Source organism: Nocardia sp. NPDC059195 (assembly GCF_042754695.1).
In the GTDB taxonomy this organism is placed as follows: domain Bacteria; phylum Actinomycetota; class Actinomycetes; order Mycobacteriales; family Mycobacteriaceae; genus Nocardia.
On sequence record NZ_JBHZBG010000045.1, the window covers coordinates 1 to 22,901 of the forward strand.

Annotated in this window: 21 protein-coding genes; 13 read left to right on the forward strand and 8 right to left on the reverse strand. The window is 68.0% G+C overall.

What is annotated here, in order from left to right; genetic code table 11:
- The first annotated feature begins 216 nt into the window (after positions 1 to 216).
- Complete coding sequence (locus ACFXKN_RS32170) at positions 217 to 855, forward strand: hypothetical protein (RefSeq protein ID WP_379434622.1); 639 nt, start codon at positions 217 to 219, stop codon at positions 853 to 855.
- 37 nt (positions 856 to 892) lie between these two features.
- Here the strand turns inward: ACFXKN_RS32170 and ACFXKN_RS32175 are convergent, their stop codons facing one another.
- Positions 893 to 1,771, reverse strand: a complete 879-nt coding sequence (locus tag ACFXKN_RS32175) for a polysaccharide deacetylase family protein (RefSeq protein WP_379434624.1) — start codon at positions 1,769 to 1,771, stop codon at positions 893 to 895.
- A 145-nt stretch (positions 1,772 to 1,916) separates the two neighbouring features.
- Entirely contained in the window at positions 1,917 to 3,041 is a 1,125-nt protein-coding gene (locus ACFXKN_RS32180; protein ID WP_378974255.1) for a citrate synthase 2, read from the reverse strand.
- Positions 3,042 to 3,117: 76 nt separating this feature from the next.
- On the opposite strand from ACFXKN_RS32180, the gene pdxH reads away from it, so the two are divergent.
- The 5 genes from pdxH to ACFXKN_RS32205 all read left to right on the forward strand — a co-directional run bounded on the left by pdxH (position 3,118) and on the right by ACFXKN_RS32205 (position 8,028).
- On the forward strand, positions 3,118 to 3,822 hold the full coding sequence (gene pdxH, locus ACFXKN_RS32185; RefSeq protein ID WP_378974250.1) for a pyridoxamine 5'-phosphate oxidase: 705 nt from the start codon (positions 3,118 to 3,120) through the stop codon (positions 3,820 to 3,822).
- 68 nt (positions 3,823 to 3,890) lie between these two features.
- Positions 3,891 to 5,174, forward strand: coding sequence for an MFS transporter (locus tag ACFXKN_RS32190; protein ID WP_379434627.1), 1,284 nt, complete (start codon positions 3,891 to 3,893; stop codon positions 5,172 to 5,174).
- 258 nt (positions 5,175 to 5,432) lie between these two features.
- Positions 5,433 to 6,746 (forward strand): citrate synthase, encoded by a 1,314-nt coding sequence (locus tag ACFXKN_RS32195; protein ID WP_378974244.1) that lies wholly within the window; start codon positions 5,433 to 5,435, stop codon positions 6,744 to 6,746.
- A 74-nt stretch (positions 6,747 to 6,820) separates the two neighbouring features.
- Positions 6,821 to 7,180, forward strand: a complete 360-nt coding sequence (locus ACFXKN_RS32200) for an FKBP-type peptidyl-prolyl cis-trans isomerase (protein WP_378974239.1) — start codon at positions 6,821 to 6,823, stop codon at positions 7,178 to 7,180.
- A gap of 221 nt (positions 7,181 to 7,401) precedes the next feature.
- The gene (locus tag ACFXKN_RS32205; RefSeq protein ID WP_378974236.1) at positions 7,402 to 8,028 is read left to right on the forward strand and encodes a hypothetical protein; all 627 of its coding nucleotides are present in this window, start codon (positions 7,402 to 7,404) and stop codon (positions 8,026 to 8,028) included.
- 49 nt (positions 8,029 to 8,077) lie between these two features.
- Here the strand turns inward: ACFXKN_RS32205 and ACFXKN_RS32210 are convergent, their stop codons facing one another.
- Positions 8,078 to 9,235, reverse strand: a complete 1,158-nt coding sequence (locus ACFXKN_RS32210) for a hypothetical protein (RefSeq protein ID WP_378974233.1) — start codon at positions 9,233 to 9,235, stop codon at positions 8,078 to 8,080.
- Positions 9,236 to 9,801: 566 nt separating this feature from the next.
- Here ACFXKN_RS32210 and ACFXKN_RS32215 point away from each other — a divergent pair.
- Positions 9,802 to 10,464 (forward strand): hypothetical protein, encoded by a 663-nt coding sequence (locus ACFXKN_RS32215; protein ID WP_378974229.1) that lies wholly within the window; start codon positions 9,802 to 9,804, stop codon positions 10,462 to 10,464.
- A gap of 97 nt (positions 10,465 to 10,561) precedes the next feature.
- Positions 10,562 to 10,708: a hypothetical protein gene (locus ACFXKN_RS32220; protein ID WP_378915692.1), complete on the forward strand. Its 147-nt coding sequence runs from the start codon at positions 10,562 to 10,564 to the stop codon at positions 10,706 to 10,708.
- 55 nt (positions 10,709 to 10,763) lie between these two features.
- Here ACFXKN_RS32220 and ACFXKN_RS32225 read toward each other — a convergent pair whose 3' ends face one another.
- From ACFXKN_RS32225 to ACFXKN_RS32235, 3 genes are all read right to left on the reverse strand, one after another.
- Positions 10,764 to 12,020: a sensor histidine kinase gene (locus ACFXKN_RS32225; protein WP_378974225.1), complete on the reverse strand. Its 1,257-nt coding sequence runs from the start codon at positions 12,018 to 12,020 to the stop codon at positions 10,764 to 10,766.
- A 110-nt stretch (positions 12,021 to 12,130) separates the two neighbouring features.
- On the reverse strand, positions 12,131 to 12,826 hold the full coding sequence (locus tag ACFXKN_RS32230) for a response regulator transcription factor (RefSeq protein ID WP_101464499.1): 696 nt from the start codon (positions 12,824 to 12,826) through the stop codon (positions 12,131 to 12,133).
- A gap of 17 nt (positions 12,827 to 12,843) precedes the next feature.
- Positions 12,844 to 14,889 carry an AMP-binding protein gene (locus ACFXKN_RS32235; RefSeq protein ID WP_378974208.1) on the reverse strand — a complete coding sequence of 682 codons (2,046 nt, stop codon included), beginning with the start codon at positions 14,887 to 14,889 and terminating at the stop codon, positions 12,844 to 12,846.
- 319 nt (positions 14,890 to 15,208) lie between these two features.
- Here ACFXKN_RS32235 and ACFXKN_RS32240 point away from each other — a divergent pair, with 319 nt between their 5' ends.
- Genes ACFXKN_RS32240 through ACFXKN_RS32255 form a run of 4 tightly spaced genes read left to right on the forward strand, consistent with a single transcriptional unit; the run spans position 15,209 to position 20,357 of the window.
- Complete coding sequence (locus ACFXKN_RS32240; protein WP_378974200.1) at positions 15,209 to 18,982, forward strand: ATP-binding protein; 3,774 nt, start codon at positions 15,209 to 15,211, stop codon at positions 18,980 to 18,982.
- Positions 18,979 to 19,392 (forward strand): roadblock/LC7 domain-containing protein, encoded by a 414-nt coding sequence (locus tag ACFXKN_RS32245; protein WP_011207200.1) that lies wholly within the window; start codon positions 18,979 to 18,981, stop codon positions 19,390 to 19,392. Before ACFXKN_RS32240 ends, ACFXKN_RS32245 begins: the two co-directional genes overlap by 4 nt.
- A gap of 7 nt (positions 19,393 to 19,399) precedes the next feature.
- Positions 19,400 to 19,774, forward strand: a complete 375-nt coding sequence (locus tag ACFXKN_RS32250; protein ID WP_378974192.1) for a DUF742 domain-containing protein — start codon at positions 19,400 to 19,402, stop codon at positions 19,772 to 19,774.
- Entirely contained in the window at positions 19,755 to 20,357 is a 603-nt protein-coding gene (locus tag ACFXKN_RS32255) for an ATP/GTP-binding protein (protein ID WP_378974187.1), read from the forward strand. Before ACFXKN_RS32250 ends, ACFXKN_RS32255 begins: the two co-directional genes overlap by 20 nt.
- A 71-nt stretch (positions 20,358 to 20,428) precedes the next feature.
- Here the strand turns inward: ACFXKN_RS32255 and ACFXKN_RS32260 are convergent, their stop codons facing one another.
- Together ACFXKN_RS32260 and ACFXKN_RS32265 are read right to left on the reverse strand one after the other, a co-directional pair.
- Positions 20,429 to 20,962 (reverse strand): hypothetical protein, encoded by a 534-nt coding sequence (locus tag ACFXKN_RS32260; RefSeq protein ID WP_378974184.1) that lies wholly within the window; start codon positions 20,960 to 20,962, stop codon positions 20,429 to 20,431.
- Entirely contained in the window at positions 20,959 to 21,237 is a 279-nt protein-coding gene (locus ACFXKN_RS32265; protein ID WP_056818574.1) for a helix-turn-helix transcriptional regulator, read from the reverse strand. Before ACFXKN_RS32265 ends, ACFXKN_RS32260 begins: the two co-directional genes overlap by 4 nt.
- A gap of 106 nt (positions 21,238 to 21,343) precedes the next feature.
- Between ACFXKN_RS32265 and ACFXKN_RS32270 the strand changes: the two genes are divergently transcribed.
- Positions 21,344 to 22,894 (forward strand): carboxyl transferase domain-containing protein, encoded by a 1,551-nt coding sequence (locus ACFXKN_RS32270; protein WP_378974178.1) that lies wholly within the window; start codon positions 21,344 to 21,346, stop codon positions 22,892 to 22,894.
- Positions 22,895 to 22,901 lie beyond the last annotated feature (7 nt).

The window sequence follows — 22,901 nt, forward strand, 5'->3', positions numbered from 1 at the left end:
CCTTCGGCTCAGCGCTTTCGAGCGCTAACCGGCGACCCGGCCGCGGACCGGCCACTTCGTGGCCGTCCCTCCCTAAGGGTCGGGAGTGCGGTGGTCAGGAGTGCGGTCATGGCGGATCTGGGGTGTGCTGGGTGGCTGGTGGTGCGGGAGGGCTGCGAGGTTGGGAGTGCGGGGAATTTGCCCTTGCGAGAAGGGGGTTCGCATTACGCTCTCGCTATGAGCCTTGTCGCGGTCGACTCTGGTCGGAACCTGCTCGACCGGTGGGTGTGGGTGTTCGGGCGCAGGCCGGGGTTGTTGTCGGAGGGGGCTCGGCGGGAACTGCTGATCAGGGGGTTGACTGCGACGGCGAGCGTGCTTTCCGTGCGGACTCGGCGGGGGGAAGGTGGGTATCGGTTCAGTGTGCGGGTTTCGGTGCCGGGGGAGTTGGCCTATGACGCGCGGGTGCGGCAGCGGGTGCGTAGCCAGGATCTGGAGTGGATGCAGACGGGGGACGTGGTCGGGTGCCGGGTCGATCCGGGAGATCGGGAGCGAGTGGTGTTGTTCGTGCCCGAGGTGCCGGAGTCGGGGCGCAAGGCGGCGGCCAAAATCTTGGCGAACGGGCGGCGGGCGGAGGCGACGGTGCTCGCGGTGGCGCCGATCGCCGCCGATTACACGGGGCGCGATGACCCGGTGCTCCGGCTCGATCTGGAGATGCGGGCCTGGGACGAGCCGTTGCCATGGCGGGTGCGGTTGATTCAGCCGGTGCCGCTGTCGGCGATCGGGCAGATCGAGCTCGGGACGCGGTTGGCGGCGGCGTTCTTCACCGTCGACCGCGGGGCCTCGGTCGCGATCGACTTCGCGGCACTGACTCGCTAGCGGCTTGACCTGCGGGAAATAGGTTCCGTTCGGTCCGCTACAGGTGGACGAACGTGAAGCCCGCTGCCCGCAGTGCCGGTAGCGCCGCGGCCATCCCGGCCGCGGTACCCGATCGAGGACGATGCATATGCGCGAGCGCGATGCCACCGGGAGCGGCCGCGCTCATCGCGCGCTTGACCTGGGCTGATGAGGCGGTGGCGCCGAAGTCTGCGTTCACGGTGAATCCCAGCGGGGTCTCGCCCAACTCGTTGACGATGGCGACAGCGACCTCGTCGTAATGCGCGGTACCGGTGCGGAAGAAGCGGGGCGCGCGGCCGGTGAGTTCGGTGAGCCGCTGATGGTTGTCCCACACCTCGTACGCGGCCTGCTCGGCTGAACCCGTGCCCGCGATCCCATAGGCGGAGCGCCCGGAGACCGAGAGCGGCTTGTGCACGCTGCCGTGATTGGCCAGCTCGAACAGCGGATTCGCCGCGAGCCGCCGCACCCGAGCCGGGTCGGCGTCGACCCAGCGCTTATTGAGGAACAGGGTGGCCGGGATCTGCTCGACGATCAACAGGTCGATCAGCGCTTGGTCGATGTCACTGTTGCCGGGCCCGCCGCAGGCGTCGAAAGTGAGCGCGAACTGTTTGCCCGCGGCGGGGAAACCGCTGGTGATCCCGGGCAGATCGACGCCCCACTGATGAGGGATAGTGCCCGCGTGCCGGGCGGCTACCTGCGCGGGGGCCAGGGGCGGCGCAGCCTGCCCAGTGGCGATCGGCTGCGCGCTGACCGGTGCGGCAGGCTGCGGAACAACGCGGCTCGTCGTCTCGGGAGCAACCGAATCGCCTTGTGCGACAGCGCACCCCGTGGCAAACCCAGCGGTGAGAGTGGCGCAGGCACCGAACAGCCGACGCCGCGACAAACCATTGCTGCCCACAATCCACCCCTCAACGAATTTGTTCGCTGGGATGTTATCGCCGATCAGCCCCGTCAGTGCGTCGGACGTGGAAGGTCGATCACGAGCGAGCGTAAGTAGCGGACAGTTGACCGAGCGCCGGTAGTCCGGCGCCCGGTCCGATGACTCAGTGCTGCGAGATGGTGGACCAGCCCGGAACCTCGGCCGGCGTGCGGGGGCCGGGGCCGGTGTAGATGGCGGCGGGGCGCACCAGCTTGCCCAGTTGCTTCTGCTCGAGGATGTGCGCGCACCAACCGGCGGTCCGGCCACAGGTGAACATCGCGGGCATCATGTGGGCCGGGACCTCGGCGAAGTCGAGGATGACCGCGGCCCAGAATTCGACGTTGGTCTCGATGGCACGGTCCGGGCGACGCTCACGCAGCTCGGCCAGCGCGGCCTGCTCCAGCGCGGCGGCCACCTCGAAGCGCGGGGCGTCGAGGCGCTTGGCGGTGGCGCGGAGCACGCGGGCGCGCGGGTCTTCGGCGCGGTACACGCGGTGGCCGAAGCCCATCAGCTTCTCTTTGCGGTCCAGGATGCCCTTGACCAGCGCACGCGCGTCACCGGACTGTTCGACGGCCTCGATCATCGGGAGCACGCGAGCCGGGGCACCGCCGTGCAGCGGGCCGGACATGGCGCCGATCGCGCCGGACAGCGACGCCGCGACGTCGGCGCCGGTGGAGGCGATCACGCGGGCGGTGAAGGTGGAGGCGTTCATGCCGTGCTCGGCCGCCGACACCCAGTAGGCGTCGATCGCCTCGGTGTGGCGCGGGTCGGGGTCACCCTTCCAGCGGGTCATGAACCGCTCGGTGACGGTGTCGCACTCGTCGATCTTGCGCTGCGGGACGGCGGGCTGATAGATGCCGCGCGCGGACTGCGCCACATACGACAGCGCCATCACCGAGGCACGGGCGAGGTTCTCGCGGGCGGTCTCGTCGTCGATGTCGAGCAGCGGCTCGTAGCCCCAGATCGGGGCGAGCATGGCCAGGCCCGCCTGCACGTCGACGCGCACATCACCGGTGTGCACCGGTAGCGGGAACGGCTCGGCGGGCGGCAGGCCGCGACCGAACTCCCCGTCGACCAGCAGGGCCCACACGTCGCCGAAAGTCACCTGGTCGGTGACCAGATCCTGGATGTCGACGCCGCGATATCGCAGGGCGCCACCATCCTTGTCCGGCTCGGCGATGTCGGTGGTGAAGGCCACCACGCCTTCCAATCCGCTGACGAAATCCTGTGGTACCGAGCTGGTAGTCATGGTGACTCTCCTTGCAGGGGCATGCCGATACTTCCGAACCCTAGACCCGGACATACCGCAGAGTAATCTCGCCCCTATGCGTGACCTGGAGCCCTCGACGGCCGCCGCGCCAGACCTCGCCGCGATGCGTGTCGACTACGGCAATCCCCTGTTCGTTCCCGCCGATGAACCCGATCTCGACGAGTCCTGGGTGGCCGGCGGCTGGGAACCGTTGTTGCGCAGCTGGATCGAGCAGGCGCGCGGTCTCGGCGTCGCCGAACCGAACGCGATGGTGCTGGCCACGGTCGCGCTGACGGGCCCGGCGCCGCGCCCGGTGGCGCGCACGGTCCTGTGCAAAGGGCTCTCGCCCGACGGCGTCACCTTCTATACGAACTACGACTCGGCCAAGGGCAACCAACTCGCCGCCGACCCGTACGCGGCGGCGAGTTTCGTCTGGCCGGCGCTCGCCAGGCAGGTCCACGTGCGCGGCGTGACCGAGCGGGTGTCCGCCGAGGTGACCGCGGCCTATTGGGCGGCACGGCCACGGGAGTCCCGGCTGGGTGCGTGGGCTTCGCAGCAGTCGCGGCCGGTGTCATCGCGGGCCGAACTGGATCGCGTGCTGGCCGAGACGACGGCGCGTTTCGCCGATGTCGACGACATCCCCGTGCCCCCGTTCTGGGGCGGTTATCTCCTGCGCCCCGACGAGGTGGAGTTCTGGCAGGGCAGGCACGGCAGGCTGCACAACCGCATCGTCGTGCGGATCGACGGGCAGACCACAACGGTCGAACGTTTGCAGCCGTAACGAGCGGTGGGCTTTGTCACTGCGCCCAAACATGGGATGACCGCACGGCAGTGGCTAATCTGCGGTGAGTGAAGCTGCTCGCCGACACCGAACCACTGCGTAATCGCGACTATCGCAGGCTGTGGACGACCAATATCGTCACCGTCATCGGCGCGCAGCTCTCGGTGGTCGCGGTACCGCAGCAGATCTTCCAGATCACCGGCAGTTCCGGCTACGTCGGCCTGGCCGGTTTGTTCGGCCTGGTTCCGCTGGTGGTGTTCGGGCTCTGGGGTGGCGCGCTCGCCGACGTGATGGACCGGCGCACGCTGCTCGTCATCACGACCGCGGGCACGGGTCTGACCGCGGTCGCGTTCTGGGTGCAGGCCGCGCTCGGTCTGCACAATGTGTGGCTGGTGCTCGGGCTGTTCGCCACCCAGCAGGCGTTCTTCGCGGTCAACCAGCCCACCCGCAGCGCGCTGATCGCCCGGTTGCTGCCGCCGGAGCAGATGGCCTCGGCCAGTTCGCTGAGCATGACCGTGCAGAACGTGGGCATGATCGCGGGACCGGTGCTGGCCGGGCTGCTCATTCCGGTGATCGGCCTGCCGATGCTGTATCTGATCGACTCGATCGCGCTGCTCGCGACGCTGTGGGCGGTGTGGCGGCTGCCCGCGTTCCCGCCGACCGGTGAGCAGCGCCGGGCCGGGCTGCGCGCCGTGCTCGACGGCTTCCGCTATCTCGCCCGGCAGCGCATCCTGCTCGCCTCGTTCGTCGTCGACCTGATCGCCATGGTGTTCGGCATGCCGCGCGCGCTGTTCCCGCAGATCGCGCACGAGACCTTCCATGATCCGGCCGAGGGTGGGGTGGCCCTCGGTCTGCTGTTCGCGGCCATCGCGGCGGGGTCTGTGCTCGGTGGCGTGTTCTCCGGGTGGATACCGCGGGTGCGCAGGCAGGGGCTGGCGGTGATCGTGTGCATCGCGCTCTGGGGTGTGGCGATGGTCGGGTTCGGGCTCGCGGTGGGGTTGGCCGGGCACGTGTTCGGGCTGGGCGTGTGGCTGTGGATCGCGGTGGTGTTCCTGGCGCTCGGCGGCGCGGTCGACATGGTCTCGGCGGCGTTCCGCACGGCGATGTTGCTCAATGTATCCACCGACGAGATGCGCGGGCGGTTGCAGGGCGTGTTCATCGTGGTTGTCGCAGGTGGGCCGCGGATCGGTGATGTTGCCCACGGTTTCGCGGCAGCGAGCATGGGTACTGCTGTAGCTGCTGCCGGTGGCGGCGTGCTGGTGGTGATCGGAGTGGCGCTCGCCGCGCTGGCCTTCCCCGCCTTCGTGCGCTACCGAGTTGCTCGCGCTCACTCCGCCGTGATGGCGAAATAGCCTGTGCGGCAATCGGATTCGGTTATCGAATCCGCGCGCCGCGCAACCTTTCGGCAGCGCCGGGGTGACGGTGCGGAAAAGGGGATCGGCGCAGGTCCCCGGCCCCGTATCGACCTCACCGCCGCACAGGGTCGGTGTGAGAACCAGACAGGACAACCCTGATTGCTTGTCCTGACCGAACAACAGCTAGCGTTAGCGCAAGCGCACCTGTGCCGACCGCATCGGTGCCTACGGTTCTAGCCTGAGAGGGATCCTTCCGTGCCCGCTGAGAACATCACCAACGTCACCGAAGACGCCAAGGCGGTACTCCAGTACCCCGGTGGCGAGTTCCCGATCTCGGTCACCAAGGCCGCGGAGGGTAACGACGGGCTCGACTTGGGCAAGCTGCTGGCCAGCACCGGTTACGTCACCTACGACCCCGGTTTCATGAACACCGCGTCGACCAAGTCGGCCATCACCTATATCGACGGTGAAGCGGGCATCCTGCGCTACCGCGGGTACCCGATCGACCAGCTGGCGGGCCGCTCGACCTTCATCGAGGTCAGCTACCTGCTCATCTACGGTGAGCTGCCGACCCAGGCCCAGCTCGACGATTTCACCGATCGCATCCGTCGCCACACCCTGCTGCACGAGGACCTGAAGCGGTTCTTCGACGGCTTCCCGCGCAACGCGCACCCCATGCCGGTGCTGTCGTCCGCGGTGAACGCGCTGTCGGCGTACTACCAGGACTCCCTCGACCCGCGCGATCCCGAGCAGGTCGAGCTGTCGACCATCCGCCTGCTGGCGAAGCTGCCGACCATCGCGGCGTACTCGTACAAGAAGTCGGTCGGTCAGCCGTTCCTCTACCCCGACAACTCGCTGTCGCTGGTCGAGAACTTCCTGCGGATGACCTTCGGCTTCCCGGCCGAGCCCTACGAGGTCGACCCCGAGGTCGCCGCCGCGCTCGACATGCTGCTGATCCTGCACGCCGACCACGAGCAGAACTGCTCCACCTCGACCGTGCGCCTCGTCGGCTCGTCGGACGCCAACCTGTTCACCTCGGTGTCCGGCGGCATCAACGCGCTCTGGGGCCCGCTGCACGGCGGCGCCAACCAGGCCGTGCTCGAGATGCTCGACGAGATCAAGGCCAACGGCGGCGACGTCAAGGAATTCATCCGCAAGGTCAAGAACAAGGAAGACGGCGTGAAGCTCATGGGCTTCGGGCACCGCGTCTACCGCAACTACGACCCGCGCGCGACCCTGGTCAAGCAGGCCGCCGACAAGATCCTGTCGAAGATCGGTGGCGACGACCAGCTCCTGGACATCGCCAAGCAGCTCGAAGAGGCCGCCCTCACCGACGACTACTTCGTCTCGCGTCGCCTGTACCCGAACGTCGACTTCTACACCGGCGTCATCTACCGCGCCATGGGCTTCCCGACCCGCATGTTCACCGTGCTGTTCGCGATGGGCCGCCTGCCCGGTTGGATCGCGCACTGGCGTGAGATGCACTCCGAGCCGCTCAAGATCGGCCGCCCGCGCCAGATCTACACCGGCTACGGTGAGCGTGATTACTATGAAATCGGGAATCGCTGACCGGCAGTCACTGCCGAACAGCACGCGCCCCGCGTCTGCGGGGATGAGCCACTATCGAAGGGGATAGCCCGCATATGACCAAGCCGGAGATCGAATTCCAGGAGGGCCCCGCGCCCACCGAGCTCGTCGCTACCGACCTCATCGAGGGCGAAGGCAAAGAAGCGGTGCCCGGTGGCACCGTCGAGGTGCACTACGTCGGCGTCGAGTTCGACACTGGCGAGCAGTTCGACTCCTCCTGGGACCGCGGCGAATCCATCACCTTCCCGCTGCGTGGCCTGATCCAGGGCTGGCAGGACGGCATCCCCGGCATGAAGGTCGGCGGCCGTCGTCAGCTGGTCATCCCGCCGGAGCTCGCCTACGGCCCCGTCGGTTCGGGCCACGCGCTCTCCGGCAAGACCCTGGTCTTCGTGATCGACCTGCTCAACGCGAACTGATCTCAGCTTCTCGGCCCGTGTCTCCTCAGGGAGACACGGGCCGTTGCTGTTTCCGGGGTAAGGGCGCGGAGGTCTCGGCCCGCCGGGTAATGTGCCCCGCGTATGACGGAGCCTCGATGGCTCCCGCGTGATTCGTTTCCAATGCGTTGTCCATGACAGTGACTTGTTCGATTCGCCCGGGGCCGGGTTCTTCGGGAGTTTCGGGAGGGAGATTCTCGATCATGTTCCAACACAAGCTTGTCCGCCGTGCGCTGGCGGTGGCGCTGCCCCTCGCGGTGGGGCTGGCCGGGGCCGGGGTGTGCTCGGCGGAGGTCGATCAGCAGACGCAGTACGCGGCCGGGCTGTCGAGTGCGGGGGAGGGTTATCGCACCGCTGTCGCACCGGATCTGCGCACCGTTTCCGCGTCGGTCGACGAGGGCCGGTTCCTGCTCGCGCCGGACTCGGACCGGGTCATCGTCGAGTCGGCGACCGGCGATCCGATCGGGGAGATCCCCACCTCGTTCACTACGGTCAGCGGCAATGTGATCGCGCTGGCGACCGAGATCGCGGCCGACGGGCGGAGTATGACCGTCACACCGCGGCCCACCGCGGGCGCGAGCGCGGAACTGAAGACCATCGCGACCACGCCCACCGCGCAATTCCCCGACCCGGTCCAGAACGCCGCCGCCATCGGCGCGGGTATCGGCGTGATCGTCGCCGCCGTGGTGTGTATCCCGATGATCACCACGATGATCCTCTACCTGCCGTGCGTCGGCCTGGTGGGTCTGCCGAACGCGCTGGTCGGCGCGTTGATCGGCGCGGTGGTCGGGGTGGCCGCGCCGCATATCATCCCGCAGGTCCTGCCCTGAGCGTGAAAACCGTTGCGGCCCGGTCGACATCGACCGGGCCGCAGTGCGTTCACTCGCGGACGACCTCGACGGGGTCGGTGAGGGCCAGGGCGAGGGCGGACTGCTGGGACTGGCCGCGTGGGGGGAGGGCTTCGAGGGCCTTGGCGGTTTGGTTGTTGAGGTTGCCGACGATGTTCTGCAGGGCGCCTACGCCGCCGGTGAGTTGTTCGATGGCGGAAACCAGTTGGGCGCCACCCTGTTCGGCGAGGGTGGGCAAGCCCTTGGCGAGCTCGGCGCCCTGGGCGAGTTGGCCGCGGGCGCTGTTGAGGCGGGCTACGACGGTGCGCAGGAGGGTGCCGAGATCGGTATTGGGATCAACCGCGGCGCCGGTCAATTCGCTGAGGCCGTCGAGCTGGGTGCCTGCCTGGTTCGAAACTCCTCGTAGCGCTTCGAGTTTGGTGATGATGTCGGCGAGTTGGGGGTCGTTCGCGAAGGGGAGTGACTTCAGCAGCGGCAGGATCTGGTCGAGGCCCGAGCCCATGGCGGCCGCGCCGGCTTGGACGCCGGCGATGGTGACGCCGGTAGCGTCGAGAGCATCGGCGAGCTGGTTGGCCTGCTTCGCGGCCCCGTCGACGGTGTGGTTCAGCAGCTCGATGGCCGAAGTGAGTTGGCCCGCACCCTCTTTCGCGTAGTCGAGGAAGCCGAGCAGCTGGTCGGCACCGCCGCTGAACTGGTTCGCGCCGTCGGCGGCGGCGTTCACGCCCGCACTGAGCAGCTGGGCGGTGAACTGCACGGAGGTCATCTGGTTTCGTGCCTGCGAGACCGCGGCCAGGGCGGCGTCGACGCCGGACGCGCCGATCCGATGGGTCACCACATCGACCGCGCCGTTCACGGTGTTCGTGTCGGCGCCGTCGTGGGTGGTGACGGTGACCTTGGCGCGCTGGGGTTGCGGGGTGGCGAGGGTGGCCATGGATGCGGTGAGGTCGGCGGGCAGGGTGATCACGGCGGCGTAGTCGGCCGCGTCGATCTCGCCGGGCTTCGCGACGGTCCATTCGTAGCCGCCCGCATCCTGCACGGCCTTGGCCACGCGCTCGCCGGTAGGTCCGGAATCGGCGTTGACCAGCGCGATCCCGGTCGGTGCCGAGTCCTTGCCCGCGCAAGCGGCGACACCGCCCGCCAGCGCGAGGACGGTGGCCAGGCAGAGCAGACGAGCGCGTTTGTCGATCACGTCGGTGACGGTATCCCCGGACTTCGGTGGCGGGGTTGGGAGATGTCTGAGATTTCGTTGAGGAACCGATAGCCGACTGCCGATGCTGTGTTCTGCGGCATGAATATTCGTAACCCGTCGGCGATCGGGTAAGCCAATCGGGTCAATCGACATCGAGATCGTTCGATTCGTCCGGGGGGTCGGGGATTCTTCGGGGCGTCGGGAGTGCTCGACCGCGGTCGAGGTCATCTCCGCCACGGGCGCCAAGGTCAGCGAGGTCCCGCTGACGCTGGCCACGGTCAGGTCAACCCGGAGGTGATCCCGCAGGTCCTGCCATGACCGCGGTCGGCGGAGTCGGCGCAGGTTCATAGCGGAACGCGATCGGGGTAGCTGTCGGGATGCTCGCCGCCGCCCGGCGAGCGTCGCTGACCGATAGCTGCCTATTCAAACTATGCCCTGTGTCACAACATGTTTCGCAACCCAGTGGTGGTTCGGTACAACTCTCGAGTCAATCGACATCGAGATTTTTTCGATTCGTCCGGGGGGTTCGGGGATTCTTCGGAAGCATCGGGAGGGAGACATCGAACATGTTCAACCACACCATCACTCGCGCGGGTCGTCGCGCGGTCTTCGCCGCGCTGCCGCTGGTCGTCGCCGCCTCGCTCTTCACCACGGGCACCGCGGCCGCTGACGTCACCGTCGCGCGTCAGGCCGAGATCGCCGCCGGGCTCGCCGGCGAGGGCGTTTCCGAGGGCGTCGGCTACAAGACCTCCGTCTCGCCGGACCTGCGCACCATCTCCGCGACCGTCGACAACGGCACCTTCGTGCTGTCGCCCGACTCCACCAAGGTCGACGTAGTCTCCGCCACCGGCGCCAAGGTCAGCGAACTTCCGCTGACGATGGCCACCGTCGGCGGCAACAACATCGCGCTGGCTTCGGTGATCTCCGAGGACGGCCGCACCCTGCAGATCGCCCCGCAGATGTCCGCCGCCACCACCGACGAGCTCAAGAGCATCGCCACCAACCCCGAGGCCGCCAACCACGACCCCGTCCAGAACGGTGCGGCCGCTGGTGCGACCATCGGCTTCCTGACCGCGGCGATCATGTGCATCCCCGCACTGGCCGCGTTCATCGTCGGCTACTTCGTCTGCGCGCTCGGCGGCGGTCTGAGCTACGCGCTCACCGGCGCGGTGCTCGGCGCGGTCATCGGCCTGGTCATCCCGGAGTCGATCCCGCAGGTTCTTCCCTGATTATCGCTTCAGTCGCTAGCCGTTAACTGTGCGGTATTCTCGCGAGTGTCTTCACCCCGTGCCGGTCAGGCGCGGAACTCACGAGAGTGGAGGTTCGATGTCCGACACCGACGATGTCAAAGCCAAGGCCAAGGCCGAAGCGGAAAAGATTGAGGCGGAAGCGAAGAAGGCAGCGGCCAACGTGAAGGACGCAGCCGAGCGCGCGGCGGGCAGAGTGAAGGATGCCTTCAAGAGCGACAAGTAGTAGCGAGCTCAGCCCCGCACCCACGACCATCGTGAGTGCGGGGCTTTTGCGTTGGCTACCGGGCCGGTCGAGCGGGCAGGTCGATGACGAGGCGGGCGCCGCCGAGCGGACTGTCCTCGAAGTACGCCAGCCCGCCGTGTAGCTGGGCCTGCTGGGCCACCAGCGCGAGGCCGAGGCCCGAACCGCCCTTGGTGGCGTTGCTGCCACGGGCGAACCGCGCGAAGACCGTCTCGCGTTCGCCGGGCGCGACGCCGGTGCCGTTGTCGTCGACGGCGATGACGATCCGGCCGTGCGGCGTGCGATGCGCCGACACGACGGCGGCGGTGGCGCCGCCGTGCTTGACCGAATTGGTGAGGGCGTTGTCGACGGCCAGGCGCAGGCCGGCGGGCAGGCCGCGGGTCACCAGTTCGGCGTCGGTGTCGATGCGCACCGACAGACCCGGGTTGTGGCGCATGGCGTCGTGGGCGGCCTGATCGCACAGGTCGGCGACATCGGTGGGGACGTGGTCGGTTTCGGCGGTGAGATCGCCGCGGGCGAGCCGTTCCAGCGCGGACAGGGTGGTCTCCACCCTGGTCTCGTTGCGGGCGAGGTCGGCGAGGATCTCGCGGCGCTGTTCGTCGGTGAGGTCGAGGGTGCGCAGGACCTCGAGGTCGGTGCGGATCGCGGTGAGCGGGGTGCGCAGTTCGTGGGCGGAGACGGCGGCGAAATCGCGGGCGGTCTCCAGGGCGGCGGCGGTCTCGGCCTGTGCCTGGTCGACGCGGGCCAGCATGGTGTTCACCGCCTCGGCCAGCTTCACCGCCTCGTCGACACCGGAACCGTCGACCGGGTGCGTTGGCTCGTCCGGCGCGCCGACGGCGCTGCGGGCCGACACCTGCCTGGTCAGCTTTACGATCGGGCCGACCGCACGCCCGGCGAGCAACCAGCCGAGCGCCGCCGCGGCCGCCACCGCGATCGCCGCGCCCGCGAGTACCCAGCGCTGCTGGTCGTCGGTCGCCTTGGCCGCCTCGGTGGTCGGAATCGCCAGGGAGACGGTGCGGCCCGCGGGCTGGTTCTCGGTGGTGGTGAGCACCCGGTAGGGCTGATCGTGCAGTTCGACGGTCCGCGAGCCGGGGGGTAGGTCCGGTAGCTGGGTCGAGCTCGACGCGGTCACCTGGCCGTTGTCGCGCACCGTGAGCGCCATGGTGTTCTGCAGGCCGGTCAGGTTGACGAAACCCGTTGCCAGCACCGGTTCGATCAGCACGATGCGCGAGGCGATTTCCAGTTGCTGATCGGTTTGGGTGACATTATTGCGTTCGATTGCCTGAAAACCCACGAATGCGGCGATCGTAACGATGATGACGGCACCTGCCGCAGCCGCTCCCGCGACTCTTGTCCGGAGCGAAAACGATTGTCTGCGACGATGTTTCAGCGAAGGCTCGGAGATCATTTCGATTCCCGGAGTACGAAACCCACCCCGCGAATCGTATGCAGAATCCTTGGCGTGTCATCTATTTCGAGTTTCCTGCGCAGGTATCCGACGAACACATCGACCACATTCGTATCGGCTATGAAATCGTAACCCCAGACCAATTCCAGCAGTCGTTCGCGCGTCAACACCACTCCGGCATTCCGGGCAAGTGTGGACAGCAATTCGAATTCCCTTTTGGTGAGCTCGATTTCGCGTCCGTGCAGCAGCGCGCGATAACCCGCGACATCGACAAGCAGCGGCCCGACGGTGAGCGCGCCGGGTGCCACCGGTTCCGGCGTATCGGTGCGACGGCGCAGCAGGGCCTTGATCCTGGCCACCAGTTCGGCCAGCTCGAACGGCTTCACCAGATAGTCGTCGGCGCCCGACTCGAGTCCCGCGATCCGGTCGTCCACCGAGGCACGGGCGCTGAGTACGCAGATGGGCACGTCATTGCCCATCGCCCGCAGGGCCGTGACGACGCCCGCACCGTCGAGGACCGGCATGTTCATGTCGAGGACCACCGCGTCGGGTGCCTGCTCGGCGACGGCCCGCAGCGCGGCACCACCGTCACGCGCGACGAGTACCCGGAACCCGGACAGTCGCAGGCCCCGTTCGACGGAGGCGAGAACGTCCTCGTCGTCATCGACGACAAGAACGGTAGAGGAAGTCACGTAGTGATCTTAGGTGCTCACGGGGCGGGGGAGACCGGGTCGTTGTCCTGCTCAGGGGTGGCGGCGGTGGTGATGTTGCCGAGCGGTGGGTTGGCCAGGATGCGGTCGGCGAGGGCCGTCAGGACGTGGGGATCCTCGATGGTGGCGGGAGGTTCGACGTGTTCACCGGCGGTGAGCTGGCGGATCGTCTTGCGCAGAATTTTGCCGGAGCGGGTCTTGGGCAGGCCGGTGACGATGATCGAGTCGTGCAGGGTGGCGATCGCGCCGATCTGGGCGCGCACCCGGTCGTCGAGTTCGGCGCGCAGCTGCTGCTGATCGATATCGATACCCTGCTTGAGCACCACATACGCCAGCGGGAGGCTGCCCTTGAGCTCGTCGGGCATGCCGATCACCGCGCATTCGGCGACGGCCTCGTGGCCGGAGATGGCGGCCTCGATGCTGCCCGCCGACAGTCGGTGCCCGGCGATGTTGATCACGTCGTCGCTGCGGCCGAGGACGTAGAGGTAGCCGTCCTCGTCGAAGTAGCCGGAGTCGCCGGTGAGGTAGTGGCCGGGGAAGGCCGACAGGTACGAGCGGATGAAGCGTTCCCGGTCGCGCCACAATCCGGTCAGGCAGCCGGGGGGCAGCGGCAGCCCGATGACGATGTTGCCCTCGGTTCCGGTGGGCACCGCGTTGCCGTTCGCGTCGAGTACGCGCAGCCGATAGCCGGGCACCGGCACACTCGCCGAACCGGACTTCACGGGCAGTTCCTGCAGGCCGAGCGGGTCGGCGCAGATCGGCCAGCCGGTCTCGGTCTGCCACCAGTGGTCGACCACCGGAGTGCCGGGATGGTCGGCGAGCAGGGTGTTCGTCGCCCACTCGAAGGTGGCCGGATCGAGGCGCTCGCCCGCGCAGAACAGCGCGCGCAGCCGGGACAGATCGGAGCGGCGGGCCGCGGTGGCGTCGGGGTCGGCGCGGCGGATCGCGCGCAACGCGGTCGGGGCGGTGAACAGCACCCGCACGTCGTGCTCGTCGATGATCCGCCAGAAGGCGCCCGCGTCGGGGGTGCCGACGGGTTTGCCCTCGTAGAGCACCGTCGTCGCGCCGACCAGCAAGGGCGCGTAGACGATGTAGGAGTGGCCGACGACCCAGCCCACGTCGGAGGCGGCCCAGAACACCTGACCAGGGCCGACATCGTAGATGTTGCGCATCGACCAGGACAGCGCCACCGCGTGTCCGCCGTTGTCGCGCACCACGCCCTTCGGCTTTCCGGTGGTGCCGGAGGTGTAGAGGATGTAGAGCGGATCGGTGGCGGCCACCGAGACCGGATCGGCGGGCGCCACGCCCTCGACGCAGGCATCCCAATCCACCCAGCGGGCGGCGACGGTCTGCTCCGAGGACGGCAGTATGTCGGTGGCGGGCAGGGCGGCGGGGAACTCGATCGTGGTGAACTCGGGGCGCTGCTTGACGACCACCGTGCGCACCGACGCGGTCTCGGCGAGATCGAGCGCGGCCATCACGATCGGCGGGTACTCGACGCGGCGGTTGGGTTCGAGCCCGCCCGAGGCGGTGACGATCAGGACCGGCTCGGCATCGTCGATGCGGGCGGCCAGCTCGGGTGCGGCGAACCCGCCGAACACCACCGAGTGCACCGCGCCGATGCGCGCGCACGCCAGCATCGCGATCACCGCTTCGGGGATCATCGGCAGATAGATCACTACTCGATCACCGGCCACCACACCGAGATCGCGCATGGCCCCGGCGAACTCGGCCACTTTCCCGAGCAATTCGGCGTAGGTGTAAATCGTGGTGGTGTCCGTCATAGCGGAGACATATATGAGGGCCGGTCGATCGGCGTGTCCACCCTGGGCGACAGTGCCCGCCCGGACGTGGCGATCGAGGGCGTTCACACAGGTATTGAGGCGGGCGTCGGGGAACCACCTGGCCGACCGCTTGTCGGCGGCATCGACGATCTGCTGCGGTTCGACATCCCACTCGATGCTCTGAGCTGCGGCGGACCAGAAGTCGGCTGGGTCGACCAGGCTGGTCTGATAGACCGGCCGGTACTCGTGTTCGGTGTCCAACCCCGTGACTCCCTAGCCTCGCTTCGATGCCCGCTCGATAGATCCAGATGATTGTGGCAGACTTCACGCGACACCCGAGGGGGTGCCGCGACCTTTGGTTTTGCCTACAACGGGCTGGTCATGGAGCGGACCTCGACCGGGAGTCAGCCAAGAAGTTATTGATCCGTTAGAATCCGATGTCACTTATTCGGGCAGTCGTAGACGCAATTTCTCGGCCAGCCGTAGTTCTCGGCCAGCAGCCACTGGCGAGCCACCATCGCGCCTGTGGAGGTTCGCCTCAGGCGTACGGTACGAGGCCAGTTTGGAAAGTGAGTGGGAGATGCGTGACGCCGCTAGGTCCGGCAGCAAACGCTGGGCGCTCGGCAACTGGGACCTGCGTTGGAAGGTTACGGCTGTCCTTGCCGTGCCACTCGCGGTCGCGGTCGGGCTCGGCGTGTCGAGAATTACCTCCGAGTTCACGGAGGCCAACCGGCTCTCCAGTATCAACGAGCAGGTAGACACGATCCCGTCCGTCACCGCGCTGAGTGCGAGCTCGGCAAAGGTCACGGGTAGCCAGATGGTGCCCGCCGGCCCGGGGGCCACCCTCGTCACCGACCAGGACCTCGCCGAACTCGACGCCGCGATCGCCTCGGCCGAGGCTTCGCTCGGCCGCTTGGCCGAGTTGCCCGAGGCCCACGACGCGCTCGCGCGGATGGTGAAAACCGCCAAGGGTGTGCGCGCGCAGGGCAAGGCGCTGACGACCTCTACAGGTCCGGCGCTGGCCTCGGTCGAACAGGTGACCAAGGACGGCGTCACGATCGTGGAGACCACCGTCGCCCAGGTGAGTGATCCGGTGATGGACCTTGCCAAGCTGCGCCTGGTCGACTCGCTCAACACGCGTTCGGTGCTCATCGATCAGCTGGCCGGTCTGACCGAGCTCTTGCGTGGCATCGAGTCGGGCGCCCAGAAGTTTGTCAGCGGCCTCGCGACCGAGCAGCACCTGCTCGGCGTGTTCGCCCACCGCTTCCCGGAAGGCGACCAGACGGTCACCGAACTCGGGACACAAGTCGCTGTCCGGCAGGCACTGATCAGCCGTCCCGAGGTGGCGGCGGGAAAGCTGCCCGTCGGTGAGATGCGTACCTCGCTGTACGCCAGCCTCGCCGCCTACGAGGGCATCGTCGATGGGTCGACCGAGACCATCCAGACCGCCATGGACAAGCGAACCAGCGCCGCGGCAGACGGGGCCTGGGCCTATACCGCTGTCGTCATCGCGACGATCCTGGCCGCGCTCCTGCTCGCCGTGTTCGTCGCCCGCTCGATGATCGTGCCGCTGCACCGCCTCCGCCTGGCCGCGCTGCGCGTCGCCGAATCCGATCTGCCGCACGAGGTCGCCCAGCTCCGCAACGGTGCCGCGCCCGAGGACGTGCCGCTGGAGCCGATGCCGGTGCGCTCCGACGAGGAGATCGGCCAGCTGGCCCGCGCCGTCGACGATATCCACGGTCAGGCGCTGCGCCTGGCCAGTGACCAGGCGCAGATGCGTTCACAGGTCAACGACATGTTCGAGACGCTGGCCCGCCGGTCCAAGTCGCTCGTCGACCATCAGCTCACCCTCATCGAGGCGATGGAGTACGACGAGAAGGACCCGCGCCTGCTCGAGAACCTCTTCCGGCTCGACCACCTCGCGGCGCGCATGCGCCGTAACGGTGACAACCTGCTGATCCTCGCCGGTACCAAACAGCGCCGAACCAAGTCCGCCCCGGTCGAGATCGCCGACGTGCTGCGTGCCGCGATCTCCGAGGTCGAGGACTACGAGCGGGTCAAGCTCGGCGCCACGCCGCGCGGCTCGCTGGTCGAACCGGCCGCCTCCGATATGGCGCACCTGTTCGCCGAGCTGCTCGACAACGCGCTGCGGGCCTCCCCGCCGGAGACCGACGTCAAGTTCACCTTCGCCCAGGCACACGACCAGGGTCTGCTGATCGAGGTCGCCGACCGCGGCATCGGTATGCCGCCCGCGGAGATGTCGGAGATCAACCACCGGCTCGAGCAGACCGCCGAGCCCGGTCCCGACACCGCCCGCCACATGGGTCTGTTCGTGGTCGGCCGACTAGCCGAGCGCCACGGTCTCACCGTGCGGCTGCGCGCGACCTTCGACACCGCCCGCGATCCCGGCGTCACCGTCACCGTGCACGTGCCAGTCGGCCTGATCGTCTCGGGTGCGGGCGGCACCGTGATCCCGCCGCAGCAGTTGCAGAAGCAGCAGCCGAGTCCGCAGGCACCGCCGCAGCAGCAGAACCCGCAGCAGCAGCCGAGCACCATGCAGACCCGCGCGATCACCCGCACCCCGGGTGGCAACGTGATGGTCACCGTGGATCCCGGTGTCAGCGGGCCGACCCAGGCGGGTGCCGGTGGTGGGTTGCCGCAGCGTTCGCCGGGTAACTCGATGGCTTCGGGCATGGCCCAGGACGCGACCGAGCAGTCGTCGCCGTCGCTGCGTCCGCCCGCGCCCGGACAGACGAACGTGCCCCAGCGTGGCAAGCTCGCCGCGGCGAATCTGCCCAAGCGCAATCTGGCACCGGGTGGCCCGCAGCGTCCGCCCGCCGGGCCGGGCCAGCTTGGTCCGGTCGAGCAGAAGCCCGCTGGACCGCCGCAGACCGGTGGTGGGTTGCCGCAGCGTCAGCCGGGTGCCAACGGTGCGCCGTCGCGGGATTCCGCGCAGCCGCCGCGTGACACGGCACTGCCTCAGCGCGATTCGGCACAGACGCAGCGGGGGAGCACCCCCGGTGGTCTGCCGCAGCGTTCGCCGGGTGCCAACGGTGCCCCGCAGCGCGATCCTTCGGTCGGCCTGCCGCAGCGTGATCCATCGCAGCGGCCGCCGCAGCGTGAGCAGACCGGTGGTTTGCCGCAGCGTGATCCGTCGACCGGCCTCCCGCAACGTGAGCAGACCGGTGGACTGCCGCAGCCTGATCCGGCAACGGGTCTGCCGCAGCGTGACGCCGCGAACGCGCAACGTGATTCGGCGCCGTCGACCGGGTTGCCGCAGCGTGGCCAGGGAAGTCCCGCGCCGCAGCGTGATTCCGCGCCGGTGCAGCGTGATCCGTCGACCGGACTCCCCCAGCGAGGCAATGCCGCCGGTGGTTTGCCGCAGCGCGATCCCGCGCCGCGTCTGCCGCATCGGGATCAGTCCGGCGGGTTGCCCAGGCTCGATCCGACCGGCGGCCTTCCGCAGCGTGAGCAGACCGGTGGTTTGCCGCAACGCGATCCGGCCACTGGCCTTCCGCAGCGTGAGCAGACCGGTGGCCTGCCGCAACGCGATCCGTCGACCGGCCTCCCACAACGTGAGCAGACCGGTGGTCTCCCGCAGCGTGATCCGGCCAACGGCCTCCCGCAGCGGGCCCAGCCCGCCCGTCCGGCCAACGGCCTGCCGCAGCGCGCAAACCCTGCGCCGCAGCAGAATCCGGCCGACAACGGTCTGCCGCAGCGTGCTCCGGCCGCGGGTCAACCGCAGCGAGACGCGCCCAACGGCCTGCCCCAACGCGCGGCTGCGCCGAATGGGCTGCCACAGCGCGATCCCGGGGCTAGTGTTGTACCGCAGGCGAACGCTGGGCCAGGAGTGGCTCTGCCGCAACGGGATCGGGACCCTGCGGGGCCGGATAACGCTGCGTCGGCAGGGCGTGATCCGGGTCGGCACAGCTACCGGTCCAATCCGGTCAAGGCTGCGTCGTTCTTCCAGACCAGGTTGCAGCCGGCACCGGAAGGTGATTCCGTGATGGGCGGAACACCGATCTTCGCCGAGATGATGTCGTCGTGGCTCACGGACGAGAATTCCGACCGGAACCAGATGGCCGCCGCCTTCGAATCACCCGGTGACGACGGCTGGGAGGCTGCTCGCGCGGCCAGCGAAGCCCAATCCGAGGTACGTACCGCCGCCGGCTTGCCTCAGCGCAGTCCAGGCGGAAGGCTCGTGCCGGGTGGTGTGAGCGGCACCGCCGATCGCACCCCGCAGCAACGCGATCCCGCAACGATCCGGAACAGCCTGAGTCGTCACCAGCAGGGTGTCCGGGATGGCCGCGCAATGAAGGCAATGAACCTAACCGGAGATAAAGGAGACCGATGAACCCCGATCTAGGTGGTACGAACCGTCAGCTGGATTGGCTGGTTTCGAACTTCGCCAACGAGGTTCCTGGCGTAGCCCATGCCGTCCTGGTCTCGGCTGACGGACTGTTGATGGCCGCGAGCGCTCAGCTCCCGGTCGACCGCGCCGAGCAGCTCTCCGCTGTGACCGCCGGACTGGCGAGCCTTTCCGTCGGCGTGTCGAATCTGTTCGAAGGCGGTACGGTACTCCAGTCCGTCGTCGAGATGGAGCATGGATACCTGCTGCTCATGGCAGTCGGCGACGGCTCGTATCTAGCAGTCCTGACCAACACCTCGTGTGACATCGGTCAGGTCGGCTACGAAATGGCACTTCTGGTCGAGCGCGTTGGCCAGACGGTCCAGGCCACGCCTCGCGTCACGATGGGTTCCTGATGGTGGGATGGACATAGACGATCACCGCATGGGGAGCGCCGAGCCGAGCCTCGTCCGCCCGTACTCCTTGACTGCCGGCCGTACCAAGCCGGCGGTCGAGTTGGCGCTGGAGGCACTCGTCGCATCGCATCCGGTCGCCATGGAGCGGCAGTACGAACTGAACAACCTCGAAACGTCCATCGTGGAGTTGTGCAGGCAATCGCCGTCCGTTGCCGAGATAGCTGCCCAGCTGTACATCCCGATCGGGGTGGCCCGGGTACTCGTAGCCGATCTGATCGAGGCCGGTCACGTCCGGGTTTCGGCAACTTTGAAAGACGATTCCAGCGACGATGAACGTCGCGAGCTGATCGAAAGGGTTCTCAGTGGACTCCGGCGTATTTGATTCGACTGCGCAGGTCGACACCCGCACGGCCAAGCCGACTTCGGCGAAGATCGTGGTCGCTGGTGGCTTCGGTGTGGGTAAGACCACGATGGTCGGCGCGGTGTCGGAGATCGTTCCGCTGCGCACCGAGGCGTTGGTCACCAACGCCAGTACCGGAATCGACAACCTGACCGGTATTCCGCAGAAGTCGACCACCACGGTGGCGATGGACTTCGGCCGCATCAGCCTCGCCGACGACCTGGTCCTGTACTTGTTCGGTACGCCGGGCCAGTACCGGTTCTGGTTCATGTGGGACGACCTGATCAAGGGCGCCATCGGCGCCGTGGTGCTGGTCGACACCCGCAGGCTCGAAGACAGCTTCGCCGCTGTCGACTACTTCGAGGCCCGCGGGCTGCCGTTCCTGGTGGCGCTCAACGAGTTCGACGACGCGCCGAAGTACCCGCTCGAGGACATCCGCCAGGCCCTGGCGGTTCCCGCCGACGTGCCGATCATGTCGATCGACGCCCGTCGCCGGGAACCGGCCAAACAGGCCCTGGTCGCCTTGACCGAGTACGCACTGCGCAAGGTCATGCAGGGTTACTGAGCTGTTTCGCACGACGGACGGGGCTGCCGCGATGAAGGCCGCAGCTCCGCCCTCGTTCGGGCCGTGCTCGTTCAGGACTCGGGTTCGGGATCGGGCCTGGTCCAGCCCAGGATCATCGCCGGTGCGCAGCCACCGGCCAAGATCGTGGCCAGCATCATCAGTCCGCCCGCGTAGGCGATGCGATAGGCATCGGCTTGCGGTGAGAACGCGCTGCCGAAGATCAGGTACGCCAGCGGCGGCATGGTCAGCGACTGAGTGAGCGCGAGCCCCGCCGAGCGCGCCTTGTTGCGTTCGGTGATCTCCAGTTCGTCGAGCATCTGGTCGGGTGCGTGATCCTGGCCGCCCGAGACGATCCGCAGCATCGTCCAGCTCGGCAGGAACAACAGCGCCGAGACGAGCGCTACCCCCGGCGCCCCGAACAGGTCCAACGCGCGCATCACTCCGGCGAGCGCGATCCCGAGCAGTGCGATCGTCACGACGACCACGAGAATTCGCCGCCGCCGAAGCGGTCGCCAGCTTTGCAGCATCCCCGCTGTCCGCTGCTCCTGCACGAGCCAGCGCCGGACTCGATAGTTCTGATAACGGTCGATGAGTGTGCTGGTCATGGCATCTCGCCTTTCGTGCGTGGGTAGAGCTCGGCCGACAACGGCCCGAATTCCTTGCGGGAGAACACGACTTCGACCGGCAGCGCGAACACATCGCAGATGCGCATCGCCAGATCGAGGCTCGGATAGTGATCGCCGCGCTCGAGCGCGCCGATCGTCTGGACGTTGACATTGACGGCCTCGGCAAGCGCCGCCCGGCTCATCCGATGCTCCGCGCGCAACACAGCGATGCGATTGAAGATCGGCAGGGTTTCCCCTCGTCTGACTGGACTCACCTAACAGAGTGTTGTAAAAACACAACATAAAGTCAAGGTGTTCCAACATGTCGCCGTGATTCTGTGATCCGCCCGAACCGCGTCCGGCTACGCTCACGGCGTGCATATGTCGGCGGATGATTTGCTCGGCCAGTTGCTCGATGCGGGCTCTTTCGTGAGCTGGGATCGGGCGCCGATCGAGCCCGAGATATCGCCGCGCTATCGGCGCGAGCTCGTCGCCGCGGCCGATCGGGCTGGTACCGATGAGGCGGTGTTGACAGGGGAGGGGTTGTTGCGGGGGCGCCGTGTTGCGGTGATCGCCTGTGAGTTCGCGTTTCTGGCCGGGTCGATCGGGGTGGCCGCGGCCGAGCGGATCGTGCGCGCGATCGAGCGTGCTACCGAACTCGGGCTGCCGTTGATCGCCTCGCCGACCTCCGGTGGCACTCGGATGCAGGAGGGGACAGTCGCTTTCGTGCAGATGGTGAAGATCGCGGGCGCGGTGGCTGTGCACAAGGCCGCGGGGCATCCGTACCTGGTGTATCTGCGCGATCCGACGATGGGCGGGGTGTTCGCGTCGTGGGGGTCGTTGGGGCACATCACTTTTGCCGCGCCGGGCGCACTCATCGGGTTCCTCGGGCCGCGGGTGTACGAGGCCTTGTACGGCAGGCCTTTTCCGCCCGGTGTGCAGACCGCGGAGAACCTCTATCGCAACGGCGTGATCGATGGAGTGGTGACGGTGGAGGTGTTTCGCCGGATCGCGCACCGGGCGATGAGTGTCGCCAGCGGCGCCGTGGTTCCGGTGACGACCGAGCCGGGTTGGGCTGCGCCGGTGCGCAGTCCGGCGACATCAGCGAATCCGACGGCGAGCGCGTGGGATTCGGTGCTCAGCTCGCGCAGGCCGGCCAGGCCGGGGATACGGGACCTGCTTCGCCATACGACGCAACGGGTTCCGCTCAGCGGTACCGGTCGGGGTGAGTCCGATCGAACTGTACTGCTCGCCCTCGCCCGCTTCGCCGGTCAGCCGTGCGTCGTCTTCGGACACGACCGATCCGGTCAGGAGGGCGAGCACACCATGGGCCCGGCCGCATTGCGCGAGGCGCGGCGGGCGATGGTTCTGGCGCGCGAACTGCGGTTGCCGCTGGTGCTCGTGATCGACACCGTCGGTGCCGCCCTGTCCAAGGAGGCCGAGGAACGCGGCCTCGCCCCCGAAATCGCCCGCTGCCTGGCCGATCTCGTCACCCTCGACACGCCGACCGTCTCCGTGTTGCTCGGCCAGGGCACCGGCGGCGGCGCGCTCGCGCTGTTGCCCGCCGACCGGGTGCTCGCCGCCAGACACGGCTGGCTCGCCCCGCTGCCGCCGGAAGGGGCGAGTGCCATCGTGTTCCGCGATACCGCGCACGCTCCGGAAATGGCTGCGGCACAGGGCATCAGATCGGCGGACCTGCTCGAAGACGGTGTGGTGGACCGAATCGTCGAGGAGTACCCCGACGCCGCCGACGAACCGGTCGCCTTCGCCCGTCGCACTGTTCTCGCGATCGCCGCCGAACTGGCCGCGCTGCGCACCTGCGAGCCCGCCGAACTGCGATCGCTGCGACAGACCCGATACCGGCGAATCGGACTTGCCGGAGGCGGGGTACTGAGCCACCGGCAATCCCCTGACCAGCGCCCCGCTTTGTGACAGGGGG